The organism is Bradyrhizobium sp. 154 (assembly GCF_023073875.1).
GTDB lineage: Bacteria > Pseudomonadota > Alphaproteobacteria > Rhizobiales > Xanthobacteraceae > Bradyrhizobium.
This window is the reverse complement of record NZ_JADPKG010000113.1, coordinates 182500-203861: the sequence shown is the minus strand read 5'-3', so window position 1 is coordinate 203861 and position 21362 is coordinate 182500. Positions and strand designations below refer to the sequence as shown.

The window sequence follows — 21362 nt, the reverse complement described above, 5'->3', positions numbered from 1 at the left end:
CGGGGTTAGCGCTTGTTGTCATGGAAACGACACTCCCGATTCTCTCGATGTCCGTGGCCGCCGCAGCGTCCGCTGCCGCCGCCTTCCCGAAGCTCAAGGCGCGCATCGAGCTCTCCCGCGCCAAGCACCGCTCGCTCTCCGGGCATTCCAAGATGTCGCGCCGCGTGGCGCGGCTGATCCCGTTCTACGAGTTCGGAAACGACGACTACTTCTCCTGCGATGGCGCGCCGGCGAACATCGCGGCTCAGCGCAAGGAGGGCTTCTTCCGCCTCGCCGGCCTCTACGCCGAGCGCTATCCCAGGGGACGCGCGATGACGAAGGAGGCCGCGGAGAGGATCTCCGATCTGAACTTCACCGAGAGCTACCGCGTGCCGTTCCAATTCTCGCGACTGGTCCGCGAGCATCTGGGCACCTCGACCTTCATGGAATCCTCGCGCGGCGTCACCGTCACGGATGTCGACGGCAACAGCTTCTACGACCTCACCGGCTCCTACGGCGTCAACATCTTCGGCAACGACTTCTACAAGGACTGCATCGAGGGCGCCGAGAAGCGCGCGCACGCGCTCGGCCCCGTGCTCGGCCCCTACCATCCCGTCATCCTCGACAACGTGCAGCGGCTCTGCCGAATCTCGGGCCTCGACGAGGTCTCGTTCCACATGTCCGGCACCGAAGCCGTGATGCAGGCGGTGCGGCTCGCGCGCTACCACACCAAGCGCACGCATCTCGTCCGCTTCGCCGGCGCCTATCACGGCTGGTGGGGCGACGTGCAGCCCGGCGTCGGCAATCCGATTCCCGCGCACGAGACCTACACCCTCGCCGAGATGTCGGAGAAGACCCTGCACGTGCTGCGGACCCGCAAGGACATCGCCTGCGTGCTGGTCAACCCGCTGCAGGGCCTGCATCCGAACGCCAATGCCCCCGGCGATTCCTCGCTGGTCGATTCCTCCCGTGGCGGCAATTTCGACCGCGCGGCGTACACCGAGTGGCTCAAGAAGCTGCGCGAGGTCTGCGACCAACGCGGCATCGTGCTGATCTTCGACGAGGTGTTCGTCGGCTTCCGTCTCGCCGCCGGGGGAGCCCAGGAATATTTCGGCGTGCGCGCCGACATGGTGACTTACGGCAAGAGCCTCGCCGGCGGCCTGCCGGTCGGCGTCGTCTGCGGCAGACGCGAATTGATGCGCCGCTTCCGCGACGACCGTCCCGCCGACATCTGCTTCGCCCGCGGCACCTTCAACTCGCATCCCTACGTCATGATGGCGATGGACGAGTTCTTGAGCCGCCTCGCCAGCCCCAATTTCCGCGCCGTCTATGACGGGCTGGAGGCGACCTGGAACGGCCGCGTCCAGAAGCTCAACCACATGATGACCGATGCCGACCTGCCGGTGCGGTTCGCCAACTTCTCCTCGATCTGGACAGTGAAATACACCACCCCGTCCCGCTACAACTGGATGCTGCAATATTATCTGCGCGCCGAGGGCCTGGCGCTGAGCTGGGTCGGCACCGGACGGCTGATCTTCAGCCTCAACTACACCGACGCCGATTTCACCGAGGTCGCCGAGCGCTTCGTCCGCGCGGCCGAAAAGATGAAGGCCGACGGTTTCTGGTGGCACGACGGCGCGCTCACCAACAAGAGCATCAAGCGGCAGATCCTGAAAGAGATGCTGGCCACGCGGTTCGGGCGTTGAGGCCGATTCTTTCCACATAACCACCGTCATTCCATGCGCAGCATCGAACCCCGAATCCTGGGATTCCCGGTTCGGTCCTGCGGACCGTCCCCCGCACGCGGGAAGAGGCGAAGACGCCCCCAAGACGTGGATGCCCGGGACGAGCCCGGGCATGACGCAAGCATCAGACATCAGAGTATTGGATATGCGCAGCGCGCTCAGGCGTGCTGCTCTTCGAGCGTCGGCTCGCCGATGAGGCCCAGCGTGTGCTCGGGGTTGAGGTGCAGGCCGGGGTCCATCAGCTCGCCACGCATCAGCGCGAGCGGAGCCTTGCGATAGAGCATCAAATCATGGAACGGATCGGTCAGGATCTTGGTCATCCAGACGAGACCGGTCTCGACGTCGCGGATGAAGAACAGGTGCACGGTACGGAACAACAGACCGCCGCCACCGACCACGAGCCAGATCTTCGCGACCTGCCGCATGAAGTCGGCCGCGCTCGCCCAGGGCGTGAACAGGCCGAACAGCGTGGGATCGACGAACAGCACCAGCGGCGAGAGCGCCCAGATCGCCATCAGCACCACCTTGCGCTGAAGGTTGTAGCCGACCTTGATCTCTTCCTTGTGCTCGTGCGTCGCCTGGTTGATGTGGTCGTAACCGTGCGGCTCGAAGAAGAAGTGACCGGCCTGGCGCGAGGTCATCGAGACCAGCCAGCCGACCAGCGCGGACACTACGGGGTCGATGAACAGCCAGACATAGGCAAAGAGAAAGCTCAGCGCGCTGACGAAGTGCAGGCTCTGATTGATGCGGCTGTGGTGATAGTAGCGATGGTCGTCCCAGCGCTGGATGCGCAGCTGCTCGAGATAATTCTTGATCATGCTCTTCCCCAAGATGCTTTCGGGTACGGGATTTAAACGGATTCGATGTAGGCCGTGTGACATCATCATCTTGTCATGTGACGATGTGCAGCGGCGCGATGACGCACGGTCACTCTCTCCCCTCACCCTGAGGCGCTTGCCTAGCAAGCGTCTCGAAGGGGCGAGGCCCGTCTGCAGCAGGCGGGACTTCATGGTCCGAGACGGCGCTTGCGCCTCCTCACCATGAGGGGCAACAGCAATGCTACGCCGCCTTGGCGACGTCGACCTTCCGGAAGCGCACCAGCGAGAAGTGGCCGAGCGGCGGAATCAGACGGCGCTCGGCGAGCTCGATGCCGCGTGCGCCGGCCAGCCACTTCGCATAGCGCGACCAGGCGAACTCGGCGGTGCGGAAGCCGAGCGGACGCACCACTGGCTGCAGCTTCTGCTCGATGAAGCGGCGCATGCCGGTATCGGCGCTGACGCGGGTGAGGATGATCAGCTCGCCGCCCGGGCGCAGCACGCGGACGAATTCGTCGAGCGCCTTCTCCGGATTGGGCACGGCGGTGACGACGTATTGCGCCATGACGACGTCGAAGGAGTTGTCGGGGAATTCGAGCTTCTCGGCGTCCATCACCGCGAGGCCCTCGACGTTCTTCAGCTTCTGCTCGCTCACGCGGCGGCGCGCCTTATCGAGCATCGCCTCCGAGATGTCGGTGCCGAAGATGCGCAAGTTCGGCGCGTAGAGCGGCAGCGAGATGCCGGTGCCGACGCCGACCTCGAGCACCCGCCCGCCGATCTTGTTGGTGGCCGCGATCGCCGCCTGCCGGCCCTTGGCGAAGACGCCGCCGAACACGAGGTCGTAGACCGGCGCCCAGCGGTCATAGGCCTGCTCGACCGTGCCGCGGGTGAGGTCGAGCTGCTGCGTGCCGTCAAGGTTCATGATCTTAGCCATCGATGAGGTTCTCGCTGTGGTTCAAATGGACGATCAACCGCGCACCGGCCGCCGCGCCATGCGAGGCGAGGCGCGCAAGGTGCGGCTGGGCTGAAGTGAGGTGAGATTGCCGACGAACTGGCGCGCGCTGTTTTCCCAGGAACGCTCCAGCGCGAAGTTGCGGCAGGTCTGGCGCGACATCGTGAGCGCGCGCAGGCACGCGGTGCGCAGATCATGGTCGATCGCGCCGATCGGATGATCGGCGATGACGTCCTTGGGGCCCGTCACCGGGAACGCCGCAACCGGCGTGCCGCAGGCGAGCGCCTCGAGCTGCACCACGCCGAAGGTGTCGGTCAGGCTGGGAAACACGAAGACGTCGGCGGCGGCGAGGTGCGCGGTGAGATCCGCCGCCTTCTTCTCGCCGAGGAAGACGGCGCCGGGATATTTCTTTTCCAGCGCAGGCTTCTGCGGGCCGTCGCCGACGACGACCTTGGTGCCGGGCAGGTCGAGCGCGAGGAACGCTTCGAGATTCTTCTCCACCGCGACCCGGCCCATCGTCATGAAGATCGGCCGTGGCAGGTCGAGAGCTGCTGGGCTGTCGGGATGGAACAGCTCGGTGTTGACGCCGCGCGTCCAGAAGCCGAGCCGCTTGAAGCCACGTTCAGACAGCTCCTGCCGCAGCGAGGGCGTCGCCACCATGGTCATCGCGGCGGCATCGTGAAAGTGGCGCAGCACGGCATAACCGATGTTCGCGGGGATGCCGGTCCGCACCGAAACATATTCGGGAAAGCGCGTTGTATAGGATGTGGTGAAGGCGAGCCGGTTGCGCCGGCAATAGGCCCGCGCGGCCCAGCCGATCGGGCCTTCGGTCGCGATGTGCAGCGCCTCGGGAGCGGCCTTCTCGATCCGCCGTGCGATTTCCCTGAAACTCGGCAACGCGATGCGCAGGCCCGGATAGGTCGGCAGCGGCCATGACGGAAAACCGTCCGGGGTCAGGAAGTCGATCTCGACATCGAGGGCCTTGGCCGCGCTCGCCAGCGAGGTCAGCGTCCGCACCACGCCGTTGACCTGCGGATGCCAGGCGTCGGTCGCGATTAATACCCGCATGGGACAATCCCGAGAGTTTGATGATTCTCGGTTTCCGACCATCAACGAAGGATATTTCAGGCGTATGACGTCACAGAAGTGTCGGCGCTCTGTTTTGTTCGTTAACGGGCCCGCGCGGCCACGAAACTGTCATGAAACAATTCTTGCCGCCACGAAGCCGTTTTCGGTTTTCCACGCAAATGTCCCGAAATGTTTTGCCGTTAGTGATCACCCCAACGGAGCACCGAAACGGTGCCGCGGTGATCAACAACACCGAGCAAACAGGGGCGATCAATGATCAATCTGGACACGTTCAAGAACTATTCGCGCGCCGTTGCGATCAGTGCAGTCGCGATCTCTGCAATCGCGTTCGCAGGTACAGCCGACGCTGCGCCGGTGCAGCTCTTCCCCTTCTTCCAGCCGCTGCCGCCGATGACGGCGCCGCAGCCGCTCCAGCCGTACCAGCCCTACCAGACGATGCCTTATCAGGCCGCGCCGTCCGAGGATCAGGACGCGGTCGAGATGCCGGCCCGCTTCCGCCGCCAGACCGTTTCCTACGCAACGCGGGAGGCGCCAGGCACGATCATCATCGACACGCCCAACACCTATCTCTACTACGTGCTCGGCAACGGCCAGGCGCTGCGCTACGGCATCGGCGTCGGCCGCGACGGCTTCACCTGGTCCGGCATCCAATCGGTGAGCCGGAAGGCCGAATGGCCGGCCTGGACTCCGCCGCCGGAAATGATCGCCCGCCAGCCCTATCTGCCGCGCCACATGGCCGGCGGCCCCGGCAATCCGTTGGGGGCCCGCGCCATGTATCTCGGCAGCACCATCTACCGCATTCACGGCACCAACGCGCCCGAGACCATTGGCAAGCACGTCTCGTCCGGCTGCATCCGCATGACCAATGACGACGTCACCGACCTCTACACCCGCGTCAATGTCGGCACCAAGGTCATCGTGCTGCCGATGACGGAGCGGCGAGCCGAGCTTGGAGCTGCGACGCGCTGAGCGACAGGACATTGTGACGCAAACGGCCCCGGAACCCACCGGGCGCCGTGTTCGTTTGCTCTCGACATCCCGAAGCGCGCTTGCTGCAGCGCGATCCCTGATGGAGGCGCAGATGCAAGCACGCCGGCAACGTTCGTCAAGGGCATGGCTGCGCGCGATCGGCACCGGGGCATTGACGTTGTTCTTGTCACTGCCCCTCTCGCTCGCGCAGCAGCCGGCGAGCGACGACGCAGCCCAGCAGGCCTTCAACAATTCCTGCCGCACCTGCCACTCCATGAAAGAGGGCGACAATCGCCTCGGTCCCAATCTTAACAAGATCGTCGGACGCAAGGCCGGCGCGCTGCCGAACTACAATTACTCGTCGTCGATGAAGGAAGCCGGCTTCATCTGGGACCAAGACAAGCTCACCCGCTTCATGGTCAAGCCGGACGAGGTCGTGTCCGGCCACAAGATGCAGCCCTATGGCGGCATCTCGGCGGAGGAGGCGGCCAAGGTGGTTGCGTATCTGCAGGCAGCTTCGCAGTAACGACCTAGGCTAAGCGCGTCATTTTTGCTTGGTGTCGGTGATCGTGGCTATCCTTCGAGACGCCGCCTGCGGCGGGCTCCTCAGGATGAGGTCGGACTACGCGGCCGCCAATCCATACGGAACCCTTGCACCAAACTGCAGATGCCCGTTAGCCTCATCCTGAGGAGCGCGCCCTTGCGCGCGTCTCGAAGGACGAGGCGTTCACGATGACCGAAGGCGTACCTCTACATTCTCAGATGCGCCGATGGCAGTTACTACATCGGCACAACGCGCACCGCGCTCGACATCAGGGTCGCGCAGCACAACGCCGGCACGTTCGAAGGCTATACAAAGGCGCGTCGGCCCGTGACGCTGGTCTTCTGACAATGGTTCGATCGCATCACCGAGGCGATCGAATGCGAACGCAAGCTCAAGAAATGGAGCCGCGCCAAGAAAGAAGCCTTCATGCGCGGCGACCTCGCCGAGCTGCATGAGTTGGCGAAGCGCGGATCACATCATCCTTCGAGACGCCCGCCTGCGGCGGGCCCTCAGGATGAGGAGCGGAGTTCGCGGCAGCGCTCTAGCCCCGACTCTGATGCCGATTAGCCTCATCCTCAGGATGAGGGCGCAGGTGTGGCAGCAGTTTCAACGGGCCCGATGCCGATTAGCCTCATCCTGAGGAGCGCGCTTGCGCGCGTCTCGAAGGACGAGGCGTTCACACCGGGCGGTGCGTTACCGCTCGCCGCCGCGCCTTCGCTCCGCAATCAATCTCAGCCACGCCGCGGAATGAAACGCGCTCATCAACAGATACATCGGAAGCATGCCAACGAGCACGGATCCTTGTCCCGCGGAGCAGAGCATGTCCGCCGCACCGCCGCCGAGCGCGGCGGTCAGCAAGGCCATGATCGCGAAGGTCGGCGTGGCCGCCAGCCCCAGCCATCGGGCGAGGTGACGCGCGGCCGCGACGCTGTCGCGGTTGACGCTGGCGGCCGCGCTTGCGGCAGCGGTCATTTCCGTTCTCCCGCAGCCTCCTCGCGAAAAGCCTTCTCGCCGGCGGTCGAGATCTCGACCCACTTCTCGTCGGGTGCTGCACCTTCCGTGTAGCTGTCGTGCCAATTCCACCATTTGTAGGTCGGGGTCTGCGGATAGCCTTTCGGCGAATCCTCCCAGACCTCCTGGCGGCCGAGCGGCGTGATGTCGAGATAGTTCCAGGTACCGCCCATCTGCTCATCGCCCCGGCTCTTGACGAAATAGGTGCGGAAGACGCGGTCGCCGTCACGGTAGAACACGTTGGTCCCGTGCCATTCGTCAACGCCGAAATCAGCATCGAAGCTGTCAGTGATGGTGACCCAGGGCATGATCCAGCCCATCCGCTGCTTCAGCCGCGCGATATCGGCCTGCGGCGCGCGCGAGGCGAAGACAAGGGTGGTGTCGCGGGCATTGAGGTGCGCGACATGGGCGACCTGGTCGGCAACCATGGAGCAGCCCCGGCACGCATGGTCGGGCCAGCCGAACACCCCCGGCTCGAAGAAGGCACGGTAGACGATCAATTGCAGCCGGCCCTGGAATAGGTCAATTAGACTGAGCTTGCCGCCGGGGCCCTCGAACGCATAGGTTTTGTCCACCGCCATCCAGGGCATGCGCCGCCGCTCGGCGGCCAGGGCATCGCGGGCACGGGTATGCGCTTTTTCCTTTACGAGCAGTTGCTGACGGGCTGCCTCCCAGTCCTGCGGCGACACCACAGGCGGTGTTTGCATGGCGGAATGTGCGTTCGTCCCTGCGTTCTCAACTGATGTCATCATGGCTCTCCAAACCTCTTGCCTGGGCGATCATTCCGCATCGCGTTATGACAGACGCGGAACCCCTGGCCCTTCACCGCACATCGTCGGTCGTAAACTGTTTCTGGCATCTCGCGGTTGCGGAGTGGGAGTAACAAGTGTGGCGGGATTAGAATGGAGTCGCTGATCACGGCCGCGGCGCGCGCGCTCGAGGCGGGCGATCCGCTCGGTGCGCTGAACCGCGTTGCGCTGCGCAACGACGCACCGTCGCTGGCGCTGCGCGGCATCGCGATGGCGCAGCTCGGCGATTTCGCCAAGGCCAAGACGCTGCTGCGGAGCGCCGCACGCGCCTTCGGTCCGAGAGAGGCGGTGGCGCGCGCAAGGTGCGTCGTGGCCGAGGCCGAGATCGCGCTGGTCTCGCGCGACCTGAGCTGGCCGGCGAAGACGCTCGCAGCGGCGCGCGCGACACTCGCAAGGCACGGCGATCTCGCCAATGCCGCCCATGCCGGTCACATCGAGGCCCGCCGCCTTCTTCTGCTCGGGCGCCTCGACGAGGCCGAGCGCACGCTGGCGGAGCTCGGCGCAGGCGCTCTTCCGCCTGCGTCTCAGGTCATCCGTGAACTCGTGGTCGCCGGCATCGCAATCCGGCGGCTCAAAACCAAAGTTGCGCGCGCGGCGCTCGACCGCGCCGCCGACGCGGCACGGTCGGCTGGGATTCCAGCGCTGACGGCCGAAGTCGAAGGCACGAACCTCGTGCTCGACACGCCCGCGGCGCGCCTGATCGCACGCGGCAAGGAGCATCCGTTGTTGCTCGGACAGGTCGAAGCGCTGGCGGCGTCTCAAGCGCTCGTCGTGGACACGTTCCATCACACCGTTCGCAAAGGAGGCATCGTCGTGTCGCTGGGAACGCGGCCGGTGCTGTTCGCGCTCGCCCGCCCCCTGGCGCAGGCGTGGCCCGCGGACGTGTCCCGAGAGGCTCTGATGACCGCCGCGTTTCGCGCTAGGCACGTCGATGAATCGCATCGCGCCCGGCTACGGGTCGAGATCGGTCGGCTCCGCGCCAAGCTCAAGCCTCTTGCCGATGTGAGCGCGACCAAACACGGCTTTGCGCTGACACCGCGCAAAACGCGACAGGTTCTTGTGCTGGCGCGTCCGGTCGAGGAGAAGCACGCCGCAGTGCTCGCCTTCCTGTCCGACGGCGAGCCCTGGTCGAGCTCGGCGCTCGCGCTGGCGCTCGGAACGAGCGCCCGCACCGTGCAGCGGGCCCTCGACGATCTGGCACGATCACACAAGGTGCAGTCCTTCGGACATGGCCGGGCGAAGCGTTGGATGACCCCGCCCGTCCCGGGTTTCCCGACAGGCTTGTTACTCCCCACGCCGCTCCTGAAGACGTAGGGTGAGGTCACATCACAGGGATCGAGCACATGAAGCGTACAGCCGCCGAGATCATCAAGGAGTATGGGCCTTTCGCGGGCGTCGAAGCCGTGCATGGCGTCACCTATGACGGCAAACATGTCTGGTTCGCGTCCGGCGACAAGCTGAACGCGGTCGATCCGGCCGACGGCAAGATTGCACGCTCCATCGATGTCGCCGCGCATGCGGGAACGGCGTTCGACGGCCGGCACCTGTTCCAGATCGCCGAAGATCGCATCCAGAAGATCGACGCCGCCACCGGCAGGGTGCTCAGCACCATTCCGTCGCCCGGCGGCGGTGGCGATTCCGGATTGGCCTGGGCCGAAGGTTCGCTCTGGGTCGGGCAATATCGCGAGCGCAAGATTCATCAGGTCGATCCCGAAACGGGAAAGGTCCTCCGCACCATCGAGAGCAAGCGCTTCGTGACCGGCGTGACCTGGGTCGATGGCGAGCTCTGGCATGGCACCTGGGAGAACGAAGAAAGTGACGTGCGGCGGATCGACCCCGATACGGGCAAGGTTCTCGAGCAGCTCGACCTGCCCGCCGGGACGATGGTCTCAGGTTTGGAGTCGGACGGCGGCGATCGCTTCTTCTGCGGCGGTGGCGGTCGCGGCAATGTGAGGGCGATCCGCCGTCCCCGACGCAGCTAGCCTCGCGATAACGATTTGAACGCGCGGCAACGGGGCGTTCGCAGCCGTTAACCTGTTCGCCCCAATTCCACCCCACCTGTGCGCTCTAGCGCCCTCCGCGCCAGCCCTGTAAAACCCCCGTCGGGGCGGCTTGGGGGATTGATGCGACTGACGTTGAATCTGAAGACGATCCTGATCGCCGTCGCAGTGCTCGCGGCGTCGTTCTTCATCAGCCTGAAGGCAATGGACTTGCTGTCGCCGCGCGTGACCAATTCGGCGCCGACGGTCGCGCAACTGCCGCCGTTGCCGCCGGCCTCGAAGAGTTCCATCGTGATCGCGCCGGTCGCGATCGCGCTGTCGGTGATCCGCGAGCAGGCCGAGAAGGCTTCGCCGCGCAATTTCGCAGGAAAGGCCGACAACCCGATCTCGCAGATCCTGGAGAACGCCGACATCGGATGGACGGCGGCGCGCGGACCGATGGCGGCAACAGGCGACAAGGACGTGCTGACGCTGTCGACGCCGCTCACCGGCAGGCTGAACGTGACGGGATCGCTGTCCTCGAAGGCCACCGGCGCGCTTGGCGACGCGCTCGGCAGTGTGCTCGGCGGCGACGCCGCGAAACGGATCGGCGCGGTCAACATCAAGAACCTGAACGCCAGCGCCGAGATCAAGGGCAACGTGGTCGTCACCTCGCGCCCGAAGCTCGCGGCCAACTGGTATCTCGAGCCCAATCTCGGCGCCCAGGTTAACCTCGGCGACACCAACGTTGCCGTCGCGGGCGCCAAGGTCAACGTGCCGGCGCAGGTGAAGCCATTGATCGACAAGAATGTCGGCGAGCAGATCAACGCCGTCTCCGAGCGCATCCGCAACGATCCCTCGCTGCGGGAGAATGCCAGGGTGCAATGGGCCAAGGCGTGCCGCTCGATCTCGCTGCAAGGCTCGGGCTCATCGGCCGCACTGCCGCCGCTCTGGCTCGAGATGAAGCCGGTGCGCGCAATCGCGGCGCAGCCGCGCGTCGATGCACAGGCCGTGACGCTGCTGCTCGGCCTCGAGGCCGAGACACGCGTGACCTCGACGCCGACCAAGCCGGAGTGTCCGTTTCCCGACAAGATCTCGATCGTGCCGCCGACCGGCACGGGCGTGAACATCGGCGTGCCGATCGACGTGCCCTTCACCGAGATCAACAAGCTGATCGCGGCGCAGATGGTCGGCCATACCTATCCCGAGGACGGCTCCGGCCCGGTCGACGTCACTGTCAAGACCGTCAACGTGACCCCCTCGGGCGACCGCCTGCTGATCTCGCTGCTGGTGCGCGCCAAGGAGAAGAAGAGCTGGTTCGGCCTCGGCGCCGAGGCGACCGTGCACATCTGGGGCCGGCCGATGCTCGACCAGGCGCAGCAAACGCTGCGGCTCGCCGACATCCAGCTCGCGGTGGAATCCGAGGCGGCGTTCGGTCTGTTAGGAGCCGCGGCGCGTGCCGTGGTGCCGCAGATGCAACAGGCCCTGCTGCAGAAGGCGACGCTCGACCTGAAGCCGATCGCCGCCAACGCCCGCGAGAAGATCGCAGCCGCGATCGCCGACTACCAGAAGAGCGAGGATGGCCTCAAGGTCGAAGCCAAGATCGACAGCCTGACGCTTGCCGACATCGCCTTCGATTCCAAGACCCTGCGCGTCGTCGCCGAAGCCGGCGGCTCGCTGAAGGTGGTTGTGACCAAGCTGTCGGGGATGTAGCCCGCCTTCGCTCGTCGCTTGCACCGCTGGCATTCTCATCGGAGGATGCTAAGCTGTTCCTCGCAAGCTCGAACGAGGCGCTGACAGCATCGTAGCTGATAACGCGAGGACGACATGGAAGCCGGCATGGTCACGCCTGCGCCGGCACTGGTACGCTTTTCAGGCATTCAGAAGACCTACGATGGCGAGCACCTCGTGGTGAAGAACCTCGACCTCGAGATCAAGAAGGGCGAGTTCATTACCCTGCTCGGCCCGTCGGGCTCGGGCAAGACGACCACGCTGATGATGCTCGCTGGCTTCGAGGTTCCGACCCATGGCGAGATCTACCTCGCTGACCGGCCGATCAAGAACGTGCCGCCGCATAAGCGCGACATCGGCATGGTATTCCAGAACTATGCCTTGTTTCCGCATCTGACGATTGCGGAGAATATCGCCTTCCCGCTATCCGTTCGCAAAATCAACAAGGCGGAAGCGCAGGAGCGCGTCGGCGCGGCGTTGCGCATGATCAAGATGGAAAGCCTGGCGCACCGACGGCCCGGGCAGTTGTCCGGCGGTCAGCAGCAACGCGTCGCACTGGCCCGTGCGCTGGTCTTCAATCCGCAACTCGTGCTGATGGACGAGCCCTTGGGCGCGCTGGACAAGCGCCTGCGGGAACAGATGCAGCTGGAGATCAAGCAACTTCACGAGACAATGGGCATCACGATCGTCTACGTGACCCACGATCAGAGTGAAGCGCTCACGATGTCGGATCGTATCGCCGTATTCAACGACGGCATTGTGCAGCAGATCGATACGCCCGACTCGCTTTACGAGAATCCGGTGAACAGCTTCGTCGCCCACTTCATCGGCGAGAACAATGTGCTGGCTGGCACTGTCGAAACGATCGAAAATGAATATTGCCGCGTCGCGTTGGCCGGTGGCGGCGCCGTGACCGCGCGGGCGGTCAATGTATCACGCGCAGGCGCATCGACTTCCCTGTCGGTGCGGCCGGAGCGGATCTCCATTGTCCCGGATGGCACCTCCAGTGACGGACCGAACCGCCTGCCGGCCAAGGTGCAGAGCACCATCTATCTCGGCGATCACGCGCTGGCTGTGCTCGATGTCGCCGGCAATTCGGAGTTCATGGTCAAGCTTCAGCCCGTGGCGCATCACAGTCTGAGACAAGGCGAAAGTGTGTCGATCACCTTTCGGCCGGAGGACTGCCTGGCCCTCGATCCCGTCTGATCCACCCTGCAGCCTTCATCCAAAACAAGCGGTCGGGCATCTCAATGCAACTCACATGAAGAAGGAACAAGGACCATGCTGAACCGCAAGATTGGCAAGATTGCCTTGGGTTTCGCCGCGGCGCTCACCGCCAGCGCCGCGCTGACGACAATGTCGCAGGCGCGTGACCTCACCGTCGTGTCGTGGGGTGGCGCATATCAGGATGCCCAGAAGAAAGTCTATTTCGAGCCTTTCAAGAAGGCGGCCGGGATTGCGATGAACGACGAGTCCTGGGACGGCGGCATCGGGGTGCTGCGCGCCAAGGTGCAGGGGGGCGCCGCCACATGGGATGTGGTCCAGGTCGAAAGCGACGAACTCGCGGTCGGCTGCGAGGAAGGCCTGTTCGAGAAGTTGGATTATTCCAGGATCGGCGGCGAGTCCGCCTATATCCCACCGGCGGTCAATCCCTGCGGCGTCGGCGCGATCCTTTATGATTTCGTTCTCGGCTACGACAAGGACAAGCTGAAGGAGGTGCCGAAAGGCTGGGCCGACTTCTTCGATACCAAGAAGATTCCCGGCAAACGCGCCTTGCGCCAGGGCCCGAAGACCACGCTGGAGATCGCTCTCATGGCCGACGGCGTCGCACCGAAGGACGTCTACAAGGTGCTGGCGACCGACGAGGGCATCGATCGCGCCTTCAAGAAGTTGGACACGATCAAGGGCGACCTCGTCTGGTGGAAAGCCGGCGCCCAGCCGCCGCAATTGCTCGCGTCCGGCGAGGTGGCGATGACCTCGGTCTACAATGGCCGCATCGACACCGCGAACAAGAACGAGAAGAAGAACTTTGGCATGGTGTGGGACGGAGCGCTCTTCACTCTCGACAGCTGGGTCATCCTGAAGGGGAGCCCGAACAAGGACGCCGCCTACAAGTTCCTGGACTTCGTCGGCAAGGCGGAGAACCAATCAAAATTGTCGGAGAACATTGCTTACGGCACCTCGAACAAGGACGCAGCCGCGCGGCTACAGCCCGCCGTTCTGAAGGACCTGCCGACGGCGTCTGACAACATCAAGAACGCGGTCGAGATCAACGTTGCCTTCTGGCTCGAGAACATCGACCGCCTGACCGAGCGCTTCAACAAATGGGCGGCGAAGTAGCGCGCGGCGGCAACCGACTTACGCAGCAGGTAGAGGGTGCGTGGCGGACAACTCGCCCGTGGCGCATCCTTCGAGACGCCCGCCCACGGCGGGCCCTCAGGATGAGGTCTGAGTCTGTGGCAGCGACCTTACAGGCACCTATGTCAATAAGCCTCATCCTGAGGAGACCGCGAAGCGGTCGTCTCGAAGGACAAGGCGCTTGCACCGGCCGCTCCAAAAGGCCACATGCGATTGACCTACCCAAATTAGCGAGGGATATCCGTTCAAAGGGGCTCTTGCCGTGACGGATGCGCTCCTGACCGGCGCCAATGCGTCGACCGAGGTGCCGCTCAAGCGCCGGCTGAGGCGTGCTGAGCGGACACGGCAGGTCAAGGCATTGGCGCTGGTGGCACCGCTTCTCGTCTTCCTGCTCTTCACGTTCGCCGGGCCCATCGTCGGCATGTTGTGGCGCTCGGTCGAGGACAGCGAGGTGCGCCAGGTCTTCCCCCACACGGTAGCTGCTCTGGCCAGTTGGGATGGCAGGGACCTGCCAGACGAAATGGCTTATGCGGCGCTGGCCAGCGACATCCTGGCGGCGCGCGCCTCCGGCACCATCGCCATTGCGGCCAAGCGGCTGAACTACGCATTGAATGGCTTCCGCACGATCCTGACCAGCACGGCACGCAATCTGAAGGCGGTGCCGGAGCCCGGCACGGCCAAGGAGACGCTGGGCAAGATCAATCCGGCCTGGCGCGAACGCGCCACCTGGACGACGATCAAGGACGCCAGCGGTCCGGTGACCGGCTTCTACCTTCTGGCGGCGCTCGACCTGACGCGAAACGCGGACGGCGCGATCGTCGCGGCCCCGCCGGATCAGGCCATTTACCGCGATGTTTTCGCCCGCACCTTCCTCATCAGCATCAGCGTCACGGCACTCTGCCTGATCCTCGGCTTCCCGGTCGCCTACCTGCTGGCGACGCTGCCGCCCGGCCGGTCGAACCTGCTGATGATCTTCGTCCTGCTACCGTTCTGGACTTCGCTTCTGGTCCGCACCTGCGCCTGGATCGTGCTGTTGCAGAGCAAGGGCGTCGTGAACGACAGCCTGCACTGGATTGGCATCATCGACGAGCCGTTGCGCCTGATCTACAACCGCTTCGGTGTCTGCGTGGCGATGACCCACGTTCTCCTGCCGTTCATGATCCTGCCGCTGTACAGCAGCATGAAGGCGATCTCGCCTGCTTACATGCGTGCCGCCGCTTCGCTTGGTGCGCCACCGCTGACCGCTTTCCTGCGCATCTACCTGCCGCAGACCCTGCCCGGCATCGGCGCGGGAAGCCTGCTCGTCTTCATCCTGGCGCTCGGCTATTACATCACGCCGGCCCTCGTCGGCGGCGCCGCCGATCAGATGATCAGCTACTTCATCGCGCTCTACACGACCGAGACGGCCAATTGGGGCCTTGCCTCGGCGTTGGGCGCGGTGCTGCTGCTGGTCACTCTTCTGCTCGCTCTCGTCTACGGAAAGCTGGTGCATGGCCAGCAGGTTACGGGAGGAATGAAGAATTGAGCGACAATTCCCTCCTCCGCACGACCAGCCAGCGCATCGCGTGGACCGCGACAATCATTGTCTCCACGCTGGTGTTCATCTTCCTGATCGCGCCAATCCTGGCGATCATGCCGCTGTCCTTCAGCTCAGGCTCCTACTTGACCTATCCGCTGCCCGGCCTCTCCTTGCGCTGGTACGACGATTTCATCAATTCGCCGCGCTGGATGAATTCGCTCAAGAACAGCATGATCATAGGCGTCGCTTCGACCGTGCTATCCATGGTGCTCGGCACATTGGCCGCCCTGGGACTGGCGCAGTGGAGGAGCCGGTTCAAGCCGCTCGTGCTGGCCTTCGTGCTGTCGCCGGTCGTGGTACCCGGCGTCATCACCGCGGTCGGCCTGTATTTCTTCTTCGCGCCGATCGGACTGACCGGCAGCTATCTCGGCTTGATCCTGGCCCATACGGCGCTGGCGACGCCGTTTGTGGTGATCACGGTCGGCGCGACGCTGCAAAGCTTCGACACCAACCTGGCGCGCGCCGCCGCCTCACTCGGCGCCTCGCCGCTTCAAGCGTTTCGCCGCGTGATCCTGCCGCTGATCCTGCCCGGCCTGGCGTCGGGTGCGCTGTTCGCCTTCGCGACCAGCTTTGATGAGGTGGTGATCGTGCTGTTCATGGCAGGTCCCGAGCAGCGCACCCTGCCGCGCGAGATGTTCGCCGGCATCCGCGAGAACATCAGTCCCACGATCACGGCAGCGGCGGTGGTGCTGACGGCGGTATCGGTCATCCTCCTCGCTACCCTGGAAGGCTTGCGTCGGCGCAACGAACGGCTCAAGAGCAGCAGCGCCTGACCGGCGTCGCCAAGCGATCTCGAAGAATTCCCTATTCCCCGCTCAGCCCCCGCCTTTTTGCATTCCGCTACGGCGCTCCTGGCTTAGCCGGCGGTGCCGATTGCGGCTAGAACAGGCGCGCAACAACACCCAAACAACAACACGCAGGGAGAAAGAACGTGCAAAAACTCATCGCCGCGGTCGCAGCGGGCTTCACGCTTGCCGCAACATGCAGCACCGCACAGGCCCAGATTTCCGATGACATCGTCAAGATCGGCGTGCTCACGGACATGTCGAGCCTCTATGCGGACGCGACCGGCAAGGGCTCGCTCGCCGCGGTCGAGATGGCGGTCGCTGATTACGGCGGCAAGGTTGCGGGCAAGCCGGTTCAGGTCGTCGCCGCCGATCACCAGAACAAGCCCGACGTCGGCGTCAACATCGCCCGCAACTGGTACGACAACGACAAGGTCGACGCGATCTTCGACGTGCCGACGTCCTCGGTGGCGCTGCCGGTCTCGGCGCTGACACGCGAGAAGAACAAGATCCACATCAATTCCGGCGGCGGCTCGTCCGACATCACCGGCACCGCCTGCTCGCCCAACACGGTGCACTGGACCTACGACACCTATGCGCTGTCGAACGTCGCCGGCAAGGCGATGGTCAAGCGCGGCGAGGACAGCTGGTTCTTCGTCACCGCCGACTACGCCTTCGGCATGGCGCTCCAGCGCGACGCCGCCAACGTGGTGAAGGAGAGCGGCGGCAAGGTGCTCGGCGAGGTCCGCCATCCGCTCAACTCGTCGGACTTCTCCTCCTTCCTGCTCCAGGCCCAGGCCTCCAAGGCCAAGGTGGTCGCGCTGGCGAATGCCGGCGGCGACACCACCAACGCCTTGAAGCAGGCTTCCGAGTTCGGCCTGACCCAGGGCGGCCAGAAAATGATCGCGCTGTTGCAGGAGATCACCGACACGCATTCGCTCGGCATCAAGGCGACCCAAGGCCTGATCGTCACCGACGCCTTCTACTGGGACATGAACGAGGAGACGCGCGCCTTTTCCAAGCGCTTCAACGAGAAGGTCGGCCACATGCCGACGATGATCCAGGCCGGCCTCTACTCGGCAGCCATGCACTATTTGAAGGCGATCGACGCCATCAAGTCCGACGAGGCGCCGAAGGTGATGGAGGAGATGCGCAAGACACCGATCAACGACTTCTTCGCCAAAGGTGGCAAGATCCGCATCGACGGCCGCATGGTCCACGACATGTATCTGTTCGAGGTCAAGAAGCCCGAGGAATCTAAGGGCGAGTGGGACCTCTACAAGCTGATCGCCACCGTGCCCGGCGACGAGGCTTTCCGTCCGCTCGACAAGGGCGGCTGCCCTCTGGTGAAGGGGCATTGAACTGCGTCGTCATACGCAAGTTCGCCGCAATGACGAAAAGACACGACAGCGCGCCCGGGAAAACCGGGCGCGCTTCGTTGAGGCGTTTAGAAGTTCATTACTCCGTGTACTTGAACTCCGGCATGTTCTTCAGCTCGTCCTTGCTGGCGTTGAACACGGCGTGGTCCGGATACCATTTCGACGCCGACGAGGTCGTGGTCGTCGCGGTCTTGTCGGTGCCGGTGGCTGCGCCAGTCGTCGTGGTCGCAGCCGGCCGGCCGGGCGGGTTGGTGGCTCCTGTGCCGGAGTAGGCGACGGCCTCGTTGACGAACTTCAGCTTCTCATAGGGCACCGCGACCAGATGCTCGCCCATGCCGAGGAAGCCGCCGACGCCGATCACGGCAATCTTGATGTTACCGCTCTTGTCCATCAAGAGGTCGTTGATCGAGCCGATGTTCTCGTTAGCCTCGTTATAGACCTTGACGCCCGACATTTTCGACACGCGCCACTGGTCGGACGCGCTCGTCGTCGTGGCGGCGGCCGCGGTCGGCGCCTTGTCGGTGGTGGCGGGCGGCGTTTGCGCGAACGCAGCGGTCGCGAGCAGTGCTGTGCCGGCAAGCCCGGCAACGATCGACTTCATCATGTTGTCCTCTCCTTCGACAGAAACCTTGTGCGGAGAAAACAGCGCTGATCACGCCCAGTTCCGTGCGGGCGGCAATTTCGTCGCGCGATGCGCGAGCCGAAAAGCGCCCAGGGCATGTTCCTGCGTCACCCAGGAACATATTGCGGCGCACCGTTCCGACGATCATGCGCGCCGGTCGACGTGCTGCTGGTCGAATCCGTCGTGGACGACGAATCCGCAGAAGCATCCTCCGGCGGGCAAGATGCTGGAGCCGTTCGTGCGCGGCGACGACGCCTCCACCATGGACGCGCCAACGGCTTCGGGCTTGGCCCGTCAATCGCGCTCGCCCATGGCCGCGAGTTGTCACTGCATGACCGCGAGCCGCATGGCTTGATCGTGCGGATGCAATTGCCGGTGTGGCAGGAGCCGCTGCTGGCGGCGTAGCTCAAGCCGCGAGCGGCGGGTGCTTGATGGCGTGCTCATCGAAGATCGCCACCGCCTCGAAGCGGTAGCCGCAGGCGTGGCAATTCCAGAGATAGGAAACGCGGCCTTCGCCCGGCTCGATCCAGTCCGGGAACGGAATCGGCGTGCCGCACTGTGCACAGGGGTTCTGCGTGGGAATGTCGTCGATGTCTCGCGGGGTCATGGACGTCCTCCCGAATGCTGTTTTGAAAGCGATTTTTGGGCGGAGACACGAATGGACAGACCAGCTGTCGCGTAAGGCGCTCTGCCAGCTCCAAGCTTAACGTGAGTTTGAGTCGTAAAAGCGACGGCCCAACGAAAATCGCCGAAGGCGGCGTTTCGCCACATCATCGCCGTGTTCCCACGGCCTAACCCGCATGGGTGCAGGTCCGTTCTGCCAAGGAATATTTCGATGAAAATTTTACGCGTTGCCGCGCTGCTCGCAACCGCACTGATTTTGCCGCAGGGCGCATTCGCCGGCCAAGCTGAATACGCCGAGATGGTCGCAGCCCATGCCCGCGCCAACGGCGTGCCGGAGGCGCTGGTCCACCGCGTGATCATGCGCGAGAGCCGCTATCAGCCCGGCCTGGTCGGCCGCGGCGGCACCATCGGGCTGATGCAGATCAAGCTCGCGACCGCCCGCGGCGTCGGCTACACCGGCGATGCCGCAGGCCTGCGCGATCCCAACACCAACCTCACCTATGCGGTCAAATATCTCGCCGGCGCCTATCGCGCTGCCAACGGCGACCATGCCCGAGCCGTGCGTTATTTCGCGGGCGGCTATTACTATGCGGCAAAGCGGCAGCGGCAGGAGGCCGTGCAGGTCGCCACTATGGGCACGACCAATATGGGCGAGACCAATTTTGGCGAGACCAATTTGGGCGAGACTTGGCTCGAGCCGAACGGCAACCCGCAGCCGATGCTCGGCGCCACGCCGCCCAGGAAGCTCGTCCAGCGCGTCCGCAACGCCCGGGCGCAAGTTCCTCACTAGAGATCGTCATTCCGGGGCGGTCCGCAGGACCGAACCCGGAATCTCGAGATTCTCAGGTGCGCAATTGCGCACCATAGTTCGATGCTTTGCATCGCCCCGGAATGACGGCCGTGTGGCTTAACGCGTTGACACCGCCCGTCACTGGCATACATTAGAGCCGTTCCGAGGGGTGCTCCGAGGAGGAGCTGAGATACCGCTAAATGGGCAATACCGCCCAGGACCGCGGTGACCCTTTGAACCTGATCCGGGTCATGCCGGCGAAGGGACAGGGATGTTGCAGACCACCAAGCGACCGGATTCACCGGTATCCATCATCGGCGCAGGCATCGCAGGCGCCTGGCAGGCCTTGCTGTTCGCGCAGGCCGGCCATGTCGTGACGTTACACGAGCGTGGTGACGCCGCCATGACCGATGCCACCAGCCATTGGGCCGGCGGCATGCTCGCGCCCTATTGCGAGGCGGAGGTGGCCGAGCCCATCGTCAGCCGCCTCGGCCTGCGCTCGCTCGAGATCTGGCGCCGCGAATTGCCGGAAACGCCGTTCAACGGCTCGCTCGTCGTCGCCCATCCCCGCGAGCGCAACGATTTCGAGCGCTTTGCCCGCATGACGGAGGGTCACGAGCGGCTCGATGCGGCCGGTCTTGCCGCGCTGGAGCCGTCGCTGGAGGGCCGCTTCCGCGAAGCCCTGTTCTTCCCGAGCGAGGGCCACGTCGAGCCGCGCCGCGTGCTGCCGAAATTGCACGAGCGCATCCGCGCCGCCGGCGGCACCATCAAGTTCGAAAGCCGCGTCAGCGCCGCCGAGCTCGATGGCATCGTGATCGACTGCCGCGGCCTTTCCGCGCGCGACGAGCAGCCCGAGCTGCGCGGCGTCAAGGGCGAGATGATCCTGATCGAGACGGACGAGGTGCACCTTGCGCGTCCGGTGCGATTGATCCATCCGCGCTGGCCGCTCTATGTCATCCCGCGCGAGGACAATCTGTTCATGCTGGGCGCGACCTCGATCGAGGCTGAGGACACCGGCGTCAGCGTGCGCTCGGCGCTCGAGCTGCTCGGCGCGGCCTATGCGGTGCATCCTGCCTTCGGCGAAGCCCGCATCGTCGAGTTCGGCTCGGGCCTGCGCCCCGCTTTTCCCGACAATTTGCCGCGCATCGGCATTCGGGGCGAGAAGATCGCCGTCAATGGCCTCTACCGCCACGGCTTCCTGCTCGCGCCGGCGCTCGCCGAGCTGACACTTGCCTATGTCCAGCGCGGCCAGATCGACAATGAGGTGATGCAGTGCGGGTGATCGTCAACGGTGAGCAGCGCGAAGTGAGCTCGGCCAGCGTCGACGCGCTGCTCACCGAGCTCGACTACGAGGGCACCCATTTCGCCATCGCGCTCAATTACGACGTCGTGCCGAAAAGCCGCTGGGCGGAGACGCAGCTGAAAGCCGGCGACGAGATCGAGATCATCACGCCGCGGCAGGGAGGGTGATGTGATGCAGGCGAGCTCTCTTCACGACGACGGCTCTTTTTGGCTCGTCATTCCGGGGCACGCGAAGCGTGAACCCGGAATCTCGCGCCGCAACTTCGAGATTCCGGATCGGACCGCGTCCCGCGGCCCGTC

Annotated in this window: 22 protein-coding genes, 1 pseudogene and 1 riboswitch; of the genes and pseudogenes, 16 read left to right on the top strand and 7 right to left on the bottom strand. The window is 64.5% G+C overall.

Annotated elements, in window-relative coordinates:
• Window positions 1–20: 20 nt before the first annotated feature.
• Window positions 21–1685, top strand: coding sequence for an aminotransferase class III-fold pyridoxal phosphate-dependent enzyme (locus IVA92_RS29245; protein ID WP_247278443.1), 1665 nt, complete (start codon window positions 21–23; stop codon window positions 1683–1685).
• A gap of 197 nt (window positions 1686–1882) precedes the next feature.
• Here the strand turns inward: IVA92_RS29245 and IVA92_RS29240 are convergent, their stop codons facing one another.
• From IVA92_RS29240 to IVA92_RS29230, 3 genes are all read right to left on the bottom strand, one after another.
• Window positions 1883–2542 (bottom strand): hypothetical protein, encoded by a 660-nt coding sequence (locus IVA92_RS29240; protein ID WP_247278442.1) that lies wholly within the window; start codon window positions 2540–2542, stop codon window positions 1883–1885.
• A gap of 241 nt (window positions 2543–2783) precedes the next feature.
• Window positions 2784–3473, bottom strand: a complete 690-nt coding sequence (locus IVA92_RS29235; RefSeq protein ID WP_247278441.1) for a methyltransferase domain-containing protein — start codon at window positions 3471–3473, stop codon at window positions 2784–2786.
• A 33-nt stretch (window positions 3474–3506) separates the two neighbouring features.
• Entirely contained in the window at window positions 3507–4559 is a 1053-nt protein-coding gene (locus tag IVA92_RS29230) for a glycosyltransferase family 1 protein (RefSeq protein ID WP_247278440.1), read from the bottom strand.
• Between the two features lie 273 nt (window positions 4560–4832).
• Here IVA92_RS29230 and IVA92_RS29225 point away from each other — a divergent pair, with 273 nt between their 5' ends.
• From IVA92_RS29225 to IVA92_RS36140, 3 genes are all read left to right on the top strand, one after another.
• Window positions 4833–5549, top strand: a complete 717-nt coding sequence (locus IVA92_RS29225; RefSeq protein WP_247278439.1) for a L,D-transpeptidase — start codon at window positions 4833–4835, stop codon at window positions 5547–5549.
• A gap of 100 nt (window positions 5550–5649) precedes the next feature.
• The gene (locus IVA92_RS29220; protein ID WP_247278438.1) at window positions 5650–6075 is read left to right on the top strand and encodes a c-type cytochrome; all 426 of its coding nucleotides are present in this window, start codon (window positions 5650–5652) and stop codon (window positions 6073–6075) included.
• Between the two features lie 228 nt (window positions 6076–6303).
• The gene (locus tag IVA92_RS36140; RefSeq protein WP_346015584.1) at window positions 6304–6438 is read left to right on the top strand and encodes a GIY-YIG nuclease family protein; all 135 of its coding nucleotides are present in this window, start codon (window positions 6304–6306) and stop codon (window positions 6436–6438) included.
• Window positions 6439–6786: 348 nt separating this feature from the next.
• On the opposite strand, the gene IVA92_RS29210 is transcribed toward IVA92_RS36140, so the two are convergent.
• Together IVA92_RS29210 and IVA92_RS29205 are read right to left on the bottom strand one after the other, a co-directional pair.
• Entirely contained in the window at window positions 6787–7065 is a 279-nt protein-coding gene (locus IVA92_RS29210; protein ID WP_247278437.1) for a hypothetical protein, read from the bottom strand.
• The gene (locus tag IVA92_RS29205; RefSeq protein ID WP_247278436.1) at window positions 7062–7856 is read right to left on the bottom strand and encodes a DUF899 domain-containing protein; all 795 of its coding nucleotides are present in this window, start codon (window positions 7854–7856) and stop codon (window positions 7062–7064) included. The genes IVA92_RS29210 and IVA92_RS29205 overlap by 4 nt, the downstream gene beginning before the upstream one ends.
• 150 nt (window positions 7857–8006) lie before the next feature.
• Here IVA92_RS29205 and IVA92_RS29200 point away from each other — a divergent pair, with 150 nt between their 5' ends.
• The 8 genes from IVA92_RS29200 to IVA92_RS29165 all read left to right on the top strand — a co-directional run bounded on the left by IVA92_RS29200 (window position 8007) and on the right by IVA92_RS29165 (window position 17706).
• The gene (locus IVA92_RS29200; RefSeq protein WP_247278435.1) at window positions 8007–9227 is read left to right on the top strand and encodes a helix-turn-helix domain-containing protein; all 1221 of its coding nucleotides are present in this window, start codon (window positions 8007–8009) and stop codon (window positions 9225–9227) included.
• Between the two features lie 29 nt (window positions 9228–9256).
• On the top strand, window positions 9257–9895 hold the full coding sequence (locus tag IVA92_RS29195) for a PQQ-binding-like beta-propeller repeat protein (protein WP_247278434.1): 639 nt from the start codon (window positions 9257–9259) through the stop codon (window positions 9893–9895).
• 141 nt (window positions 9896–10036) lie between these two features.
• Complete coding sequence (locus IVA92_RS29190; protein WP_247278433.1) at window positions 10037–11605, top strand: DUF4403 family protein; 1569 nt, start codon at window positions 10037–10039, stop codon at window positions 11603–11605.
• Between the two features lie 114 nt (window positions 11606–11719).
• Entirely contained in the window at window positions 11720–12829 is a 1110-nt protein-coding gene (locus tag IVA92_RS29185; RefSeq protein ID WP_247278432.1) for an ABC transporter ATP-binding protein, read from the top strand.
• Window positions 12830–12904: 75 nt separating this feature from the next.
• Entirely contained in the window at window positions 12905–13963 is a 1059-nt protein-coding gene (locus tag IVA92_RS29180; RefSeq protein ID WP_247278431.1) for an ABC transporter substrate-binding protein, read from the top strand.
• 280 nt (window positions 13964–14243) lie between these two features.
• Window positions 14244–15506, top strand: a complete 1263-nt coding sequence (locus IVA92_RS29175; protein ID WP_247278430.1) for an ABC transporter permease — start codon at window positions 14244–14246, stop codon at window positions 15504–15506.
• Window positions 15503–16333 carry an ABC transporter permease gene (locus tag IVA92_RS29170; protein ID WP_247278429.1) on the top strand — a complete coding sequence of 277 codons (831 nt, stop codon included), beginning with the start codon at window positions 15503–15505 and terminating at the stop codon, window positions 16331–16333. Before IVA92_RS29175 ends, IVA92_RS29170 begins: the two co-directional genes overlap by 4 nt.
• A gap of 158 nt (window positions 16334–16491) precedes the next feature.
• Entirely contained in the window at window positions 16492–17706 is a 1215-nt protein-coding gene (locus IVA92_RS29165) for an ABC transporter substrate-binding protein (RefSeq protein ID WP_247278428.1), read from the top strand.
• A 97-nt stretch (window positions 17707–17803) separates the two neighbouring features.
• Here the strand turns inward: IVA92_RS29165 and IVA92_RS29160 are convergent, their stop codons facing one another.
• Complete coding sequence (locus IVA92_RS29160; RefSeq protein WP_247278427.1) at window positions 17804–18328, bottom strand: PRC-barrel domain-containing protein; 525 nt, start codon at window positions 18326–18328, stop codon at window positions 17804–17806.
• Window positions 18329–18566: 238 nt separating this feature from the next.
• Here IVA92_RS29160 and IVA92_RS29155 point away from each other — a divergent pair.
• Window positions 18567–18751 (top strand): annotated as a pseudogene (locus tag IVA92_RS29155) (two-component sensor histidine kinase); the annotation flags it as partial.
• Between the two features lies 1 nt (window position 18752).
• Here the strand turns inward: IVA92_RS29155 and IVA92_RS29150 are convergent.
• Entirely contained in the window at window positions 18753–18953 is a 201-nt protein-coding gene (locus tag IVA92_RS29150; protein WP_247278426.1) for a hypothetical protein, read from the bottom strand.
• Window positions 18954–19181: 228 nt separating this feature from the next.
• Between IVA92_RS29150 and IVA92_RS29145 the strand changes: the two genes are divergently transcribed.
• The 3 genes from IVA92_RS29145 to thiS all read left to right on the top strand — a co-directional run bounded on the left by IVA92_RS29145 (window position 19182) and on the right by thiS (window position 21230).
• Window positions 19182–19760, top strand: a complete 579-nt coding sequence (locus IVA92_RS29145) for a lytic transglycosylase domain-containing protein (protein ID WP_247278425.1) — start codon at window positions 19182–19184, stop codon at window positions 19758–19760.
• 155 nt (window positions 19761–19915) lie between these two features.
• A riboswitch (TPP riboswitch) is annotated at window positions 19916–20044 on the top strand.
• Window positions 20032–21042, top strand: a complete 1011-nt coding sequence (locus IVA92_RS29140) for an FAD-dependent oxidoreductase (RefSeq protein ID WP_247278424.1) — start codon at window positions 20032–20034, stop codon at window positions 21040–21042. It overlaps the preceding riboswitch by 13 nt.
• On the top strand, window positions 21033–21230 hold the full coding sequence (gene thiS, locus IVA92_RS29135; RefSeq protein ID WP_247278423.1) for a sulfur carrier protein ThiS: 198 nt from the start codon (window positions 21033–21035) through the stop codon (window positions 21228–21230). The genes IVA92_RS29140 and thiS overlap by 10 nt, the downstream gene beginning before the upstream one ends.
• The last annotated feature ends 132 nt before the right edge of the window (window positions 21231–21362 follow it).

Coding starts and splice junctions, on each gene's coding strand:
- IVA92_RS29245 (WP_247278443.1), top strand. CDS start 21: ATGGAAACGACACTCCCGATTCTCTCGATGTCCGTGGCCGCCGCAGCG.
- IVA92_RS29240 (WP_247278442.1), bottom strand. CDS start 2,542: ATGATCAAGAATTATCTCGAGCAGCTGCGCATCCAGCGCTGGGACGAC.
- IVA92_RS29235 (WP_247278441.1), bottom strand. CDS start 3,473: ATGGCTAAGATCATGAACCTTGACGGCACGCAGCAGCTCGACCTCACC.
- IVA92_RS29230 (WP_247278440.1), bottom strand. CDS start 4,559: ATGCGGGTATTAATCGCGACCGACGCCTGGCATCCGCAGGTCAACGGC.
- IVA92_RS29225 (WP_247278439.1), top strand. CDS start 4,833: ATGATCAATCTGGACACGTTCAAGAACTATTCGCGCGCCGTTGCGATC.
- IVA92_RS29220 (WP_247278438.1), top strand. CDS start 5,650: ATGGAGGCGCAGATGCAAGCACGCCGGCAACGTTCGTCAAGGGCATGG.
- IVA92_RS29210 (WP_247278437.1), bottom strand. CDS start 7,065: ATGACCGCTGCCGCAAGCGCGGCCGCCAGCGTCAACCGCGACAGCGTC.
- IVA92_RS29205 (WP_247278436.1), bottom strand. CDS start 7,856: ATGATGACATCAGTTGAGAACGCAGGGACGAACGCACATTCCGCCATG.
- IVA92_RS29200 (WP_247278435.1), top strand. CDS start 8,007: ATGGAGTCGCTGATCACGGCCGCGGCGCGCGCGCTCGAGGCGGGCGAT.
- IVA92_RS29195 (WP_247278434.1), top strand. CDS start 9,257: ATGAAGCGTACAGCCGCCGAGATCATCAAGGAGTATGGGCCTTTCGCG.
- IVA92_RS29190 (WP_247278433.1), top strand. CDS start 10,037: ATGCGACTGACGTTGAATCTGAAGACGATCCTGATCGCCGTCGCAGTG.
- IVA92_RS29185 (WP_247278432.1), top strand. CDS start 11,720: ATGGAAGCCGGCATGGTCACGCCTGCGCCGGCACTGGTACGCTTTTCA.
- IVA92_RS29180 (WP_247278431.1), top strand. CDS start 12,905: ATGCTGAACCGCAAGATTGGCAAGATTGCCTTGGGTTTCGCCGCGGCG.
- IVA92_RS29160 (WP_247278427.1), bottom strand. CDS start 18,328: ATGATGAAGTCGATCGTTGCCGGGCTTGCCGGCACAGCACTGCTCGCG.
- IVA92_RS29150 (WP_247278426.1), bottom strand. CDS start 18,953: ATGACCCCGCGAGACATCGACGACATTCCCACGCAGAACCCCTGTGCA.
- IVA92_RS29145 (WP_247278425.1), top strand. CDS start 19,182: ATGAAAATTTTACGCGTTGCCGCGCTGCTCGCAACCGCACTGATTTTG.
- IVA92_RS29140 (WP_247278424.1), top strand. CDS start 20,032: ATGTTGCAGACCACCAAGCGACCGGATTCACCGGTATCCATCATCGGC.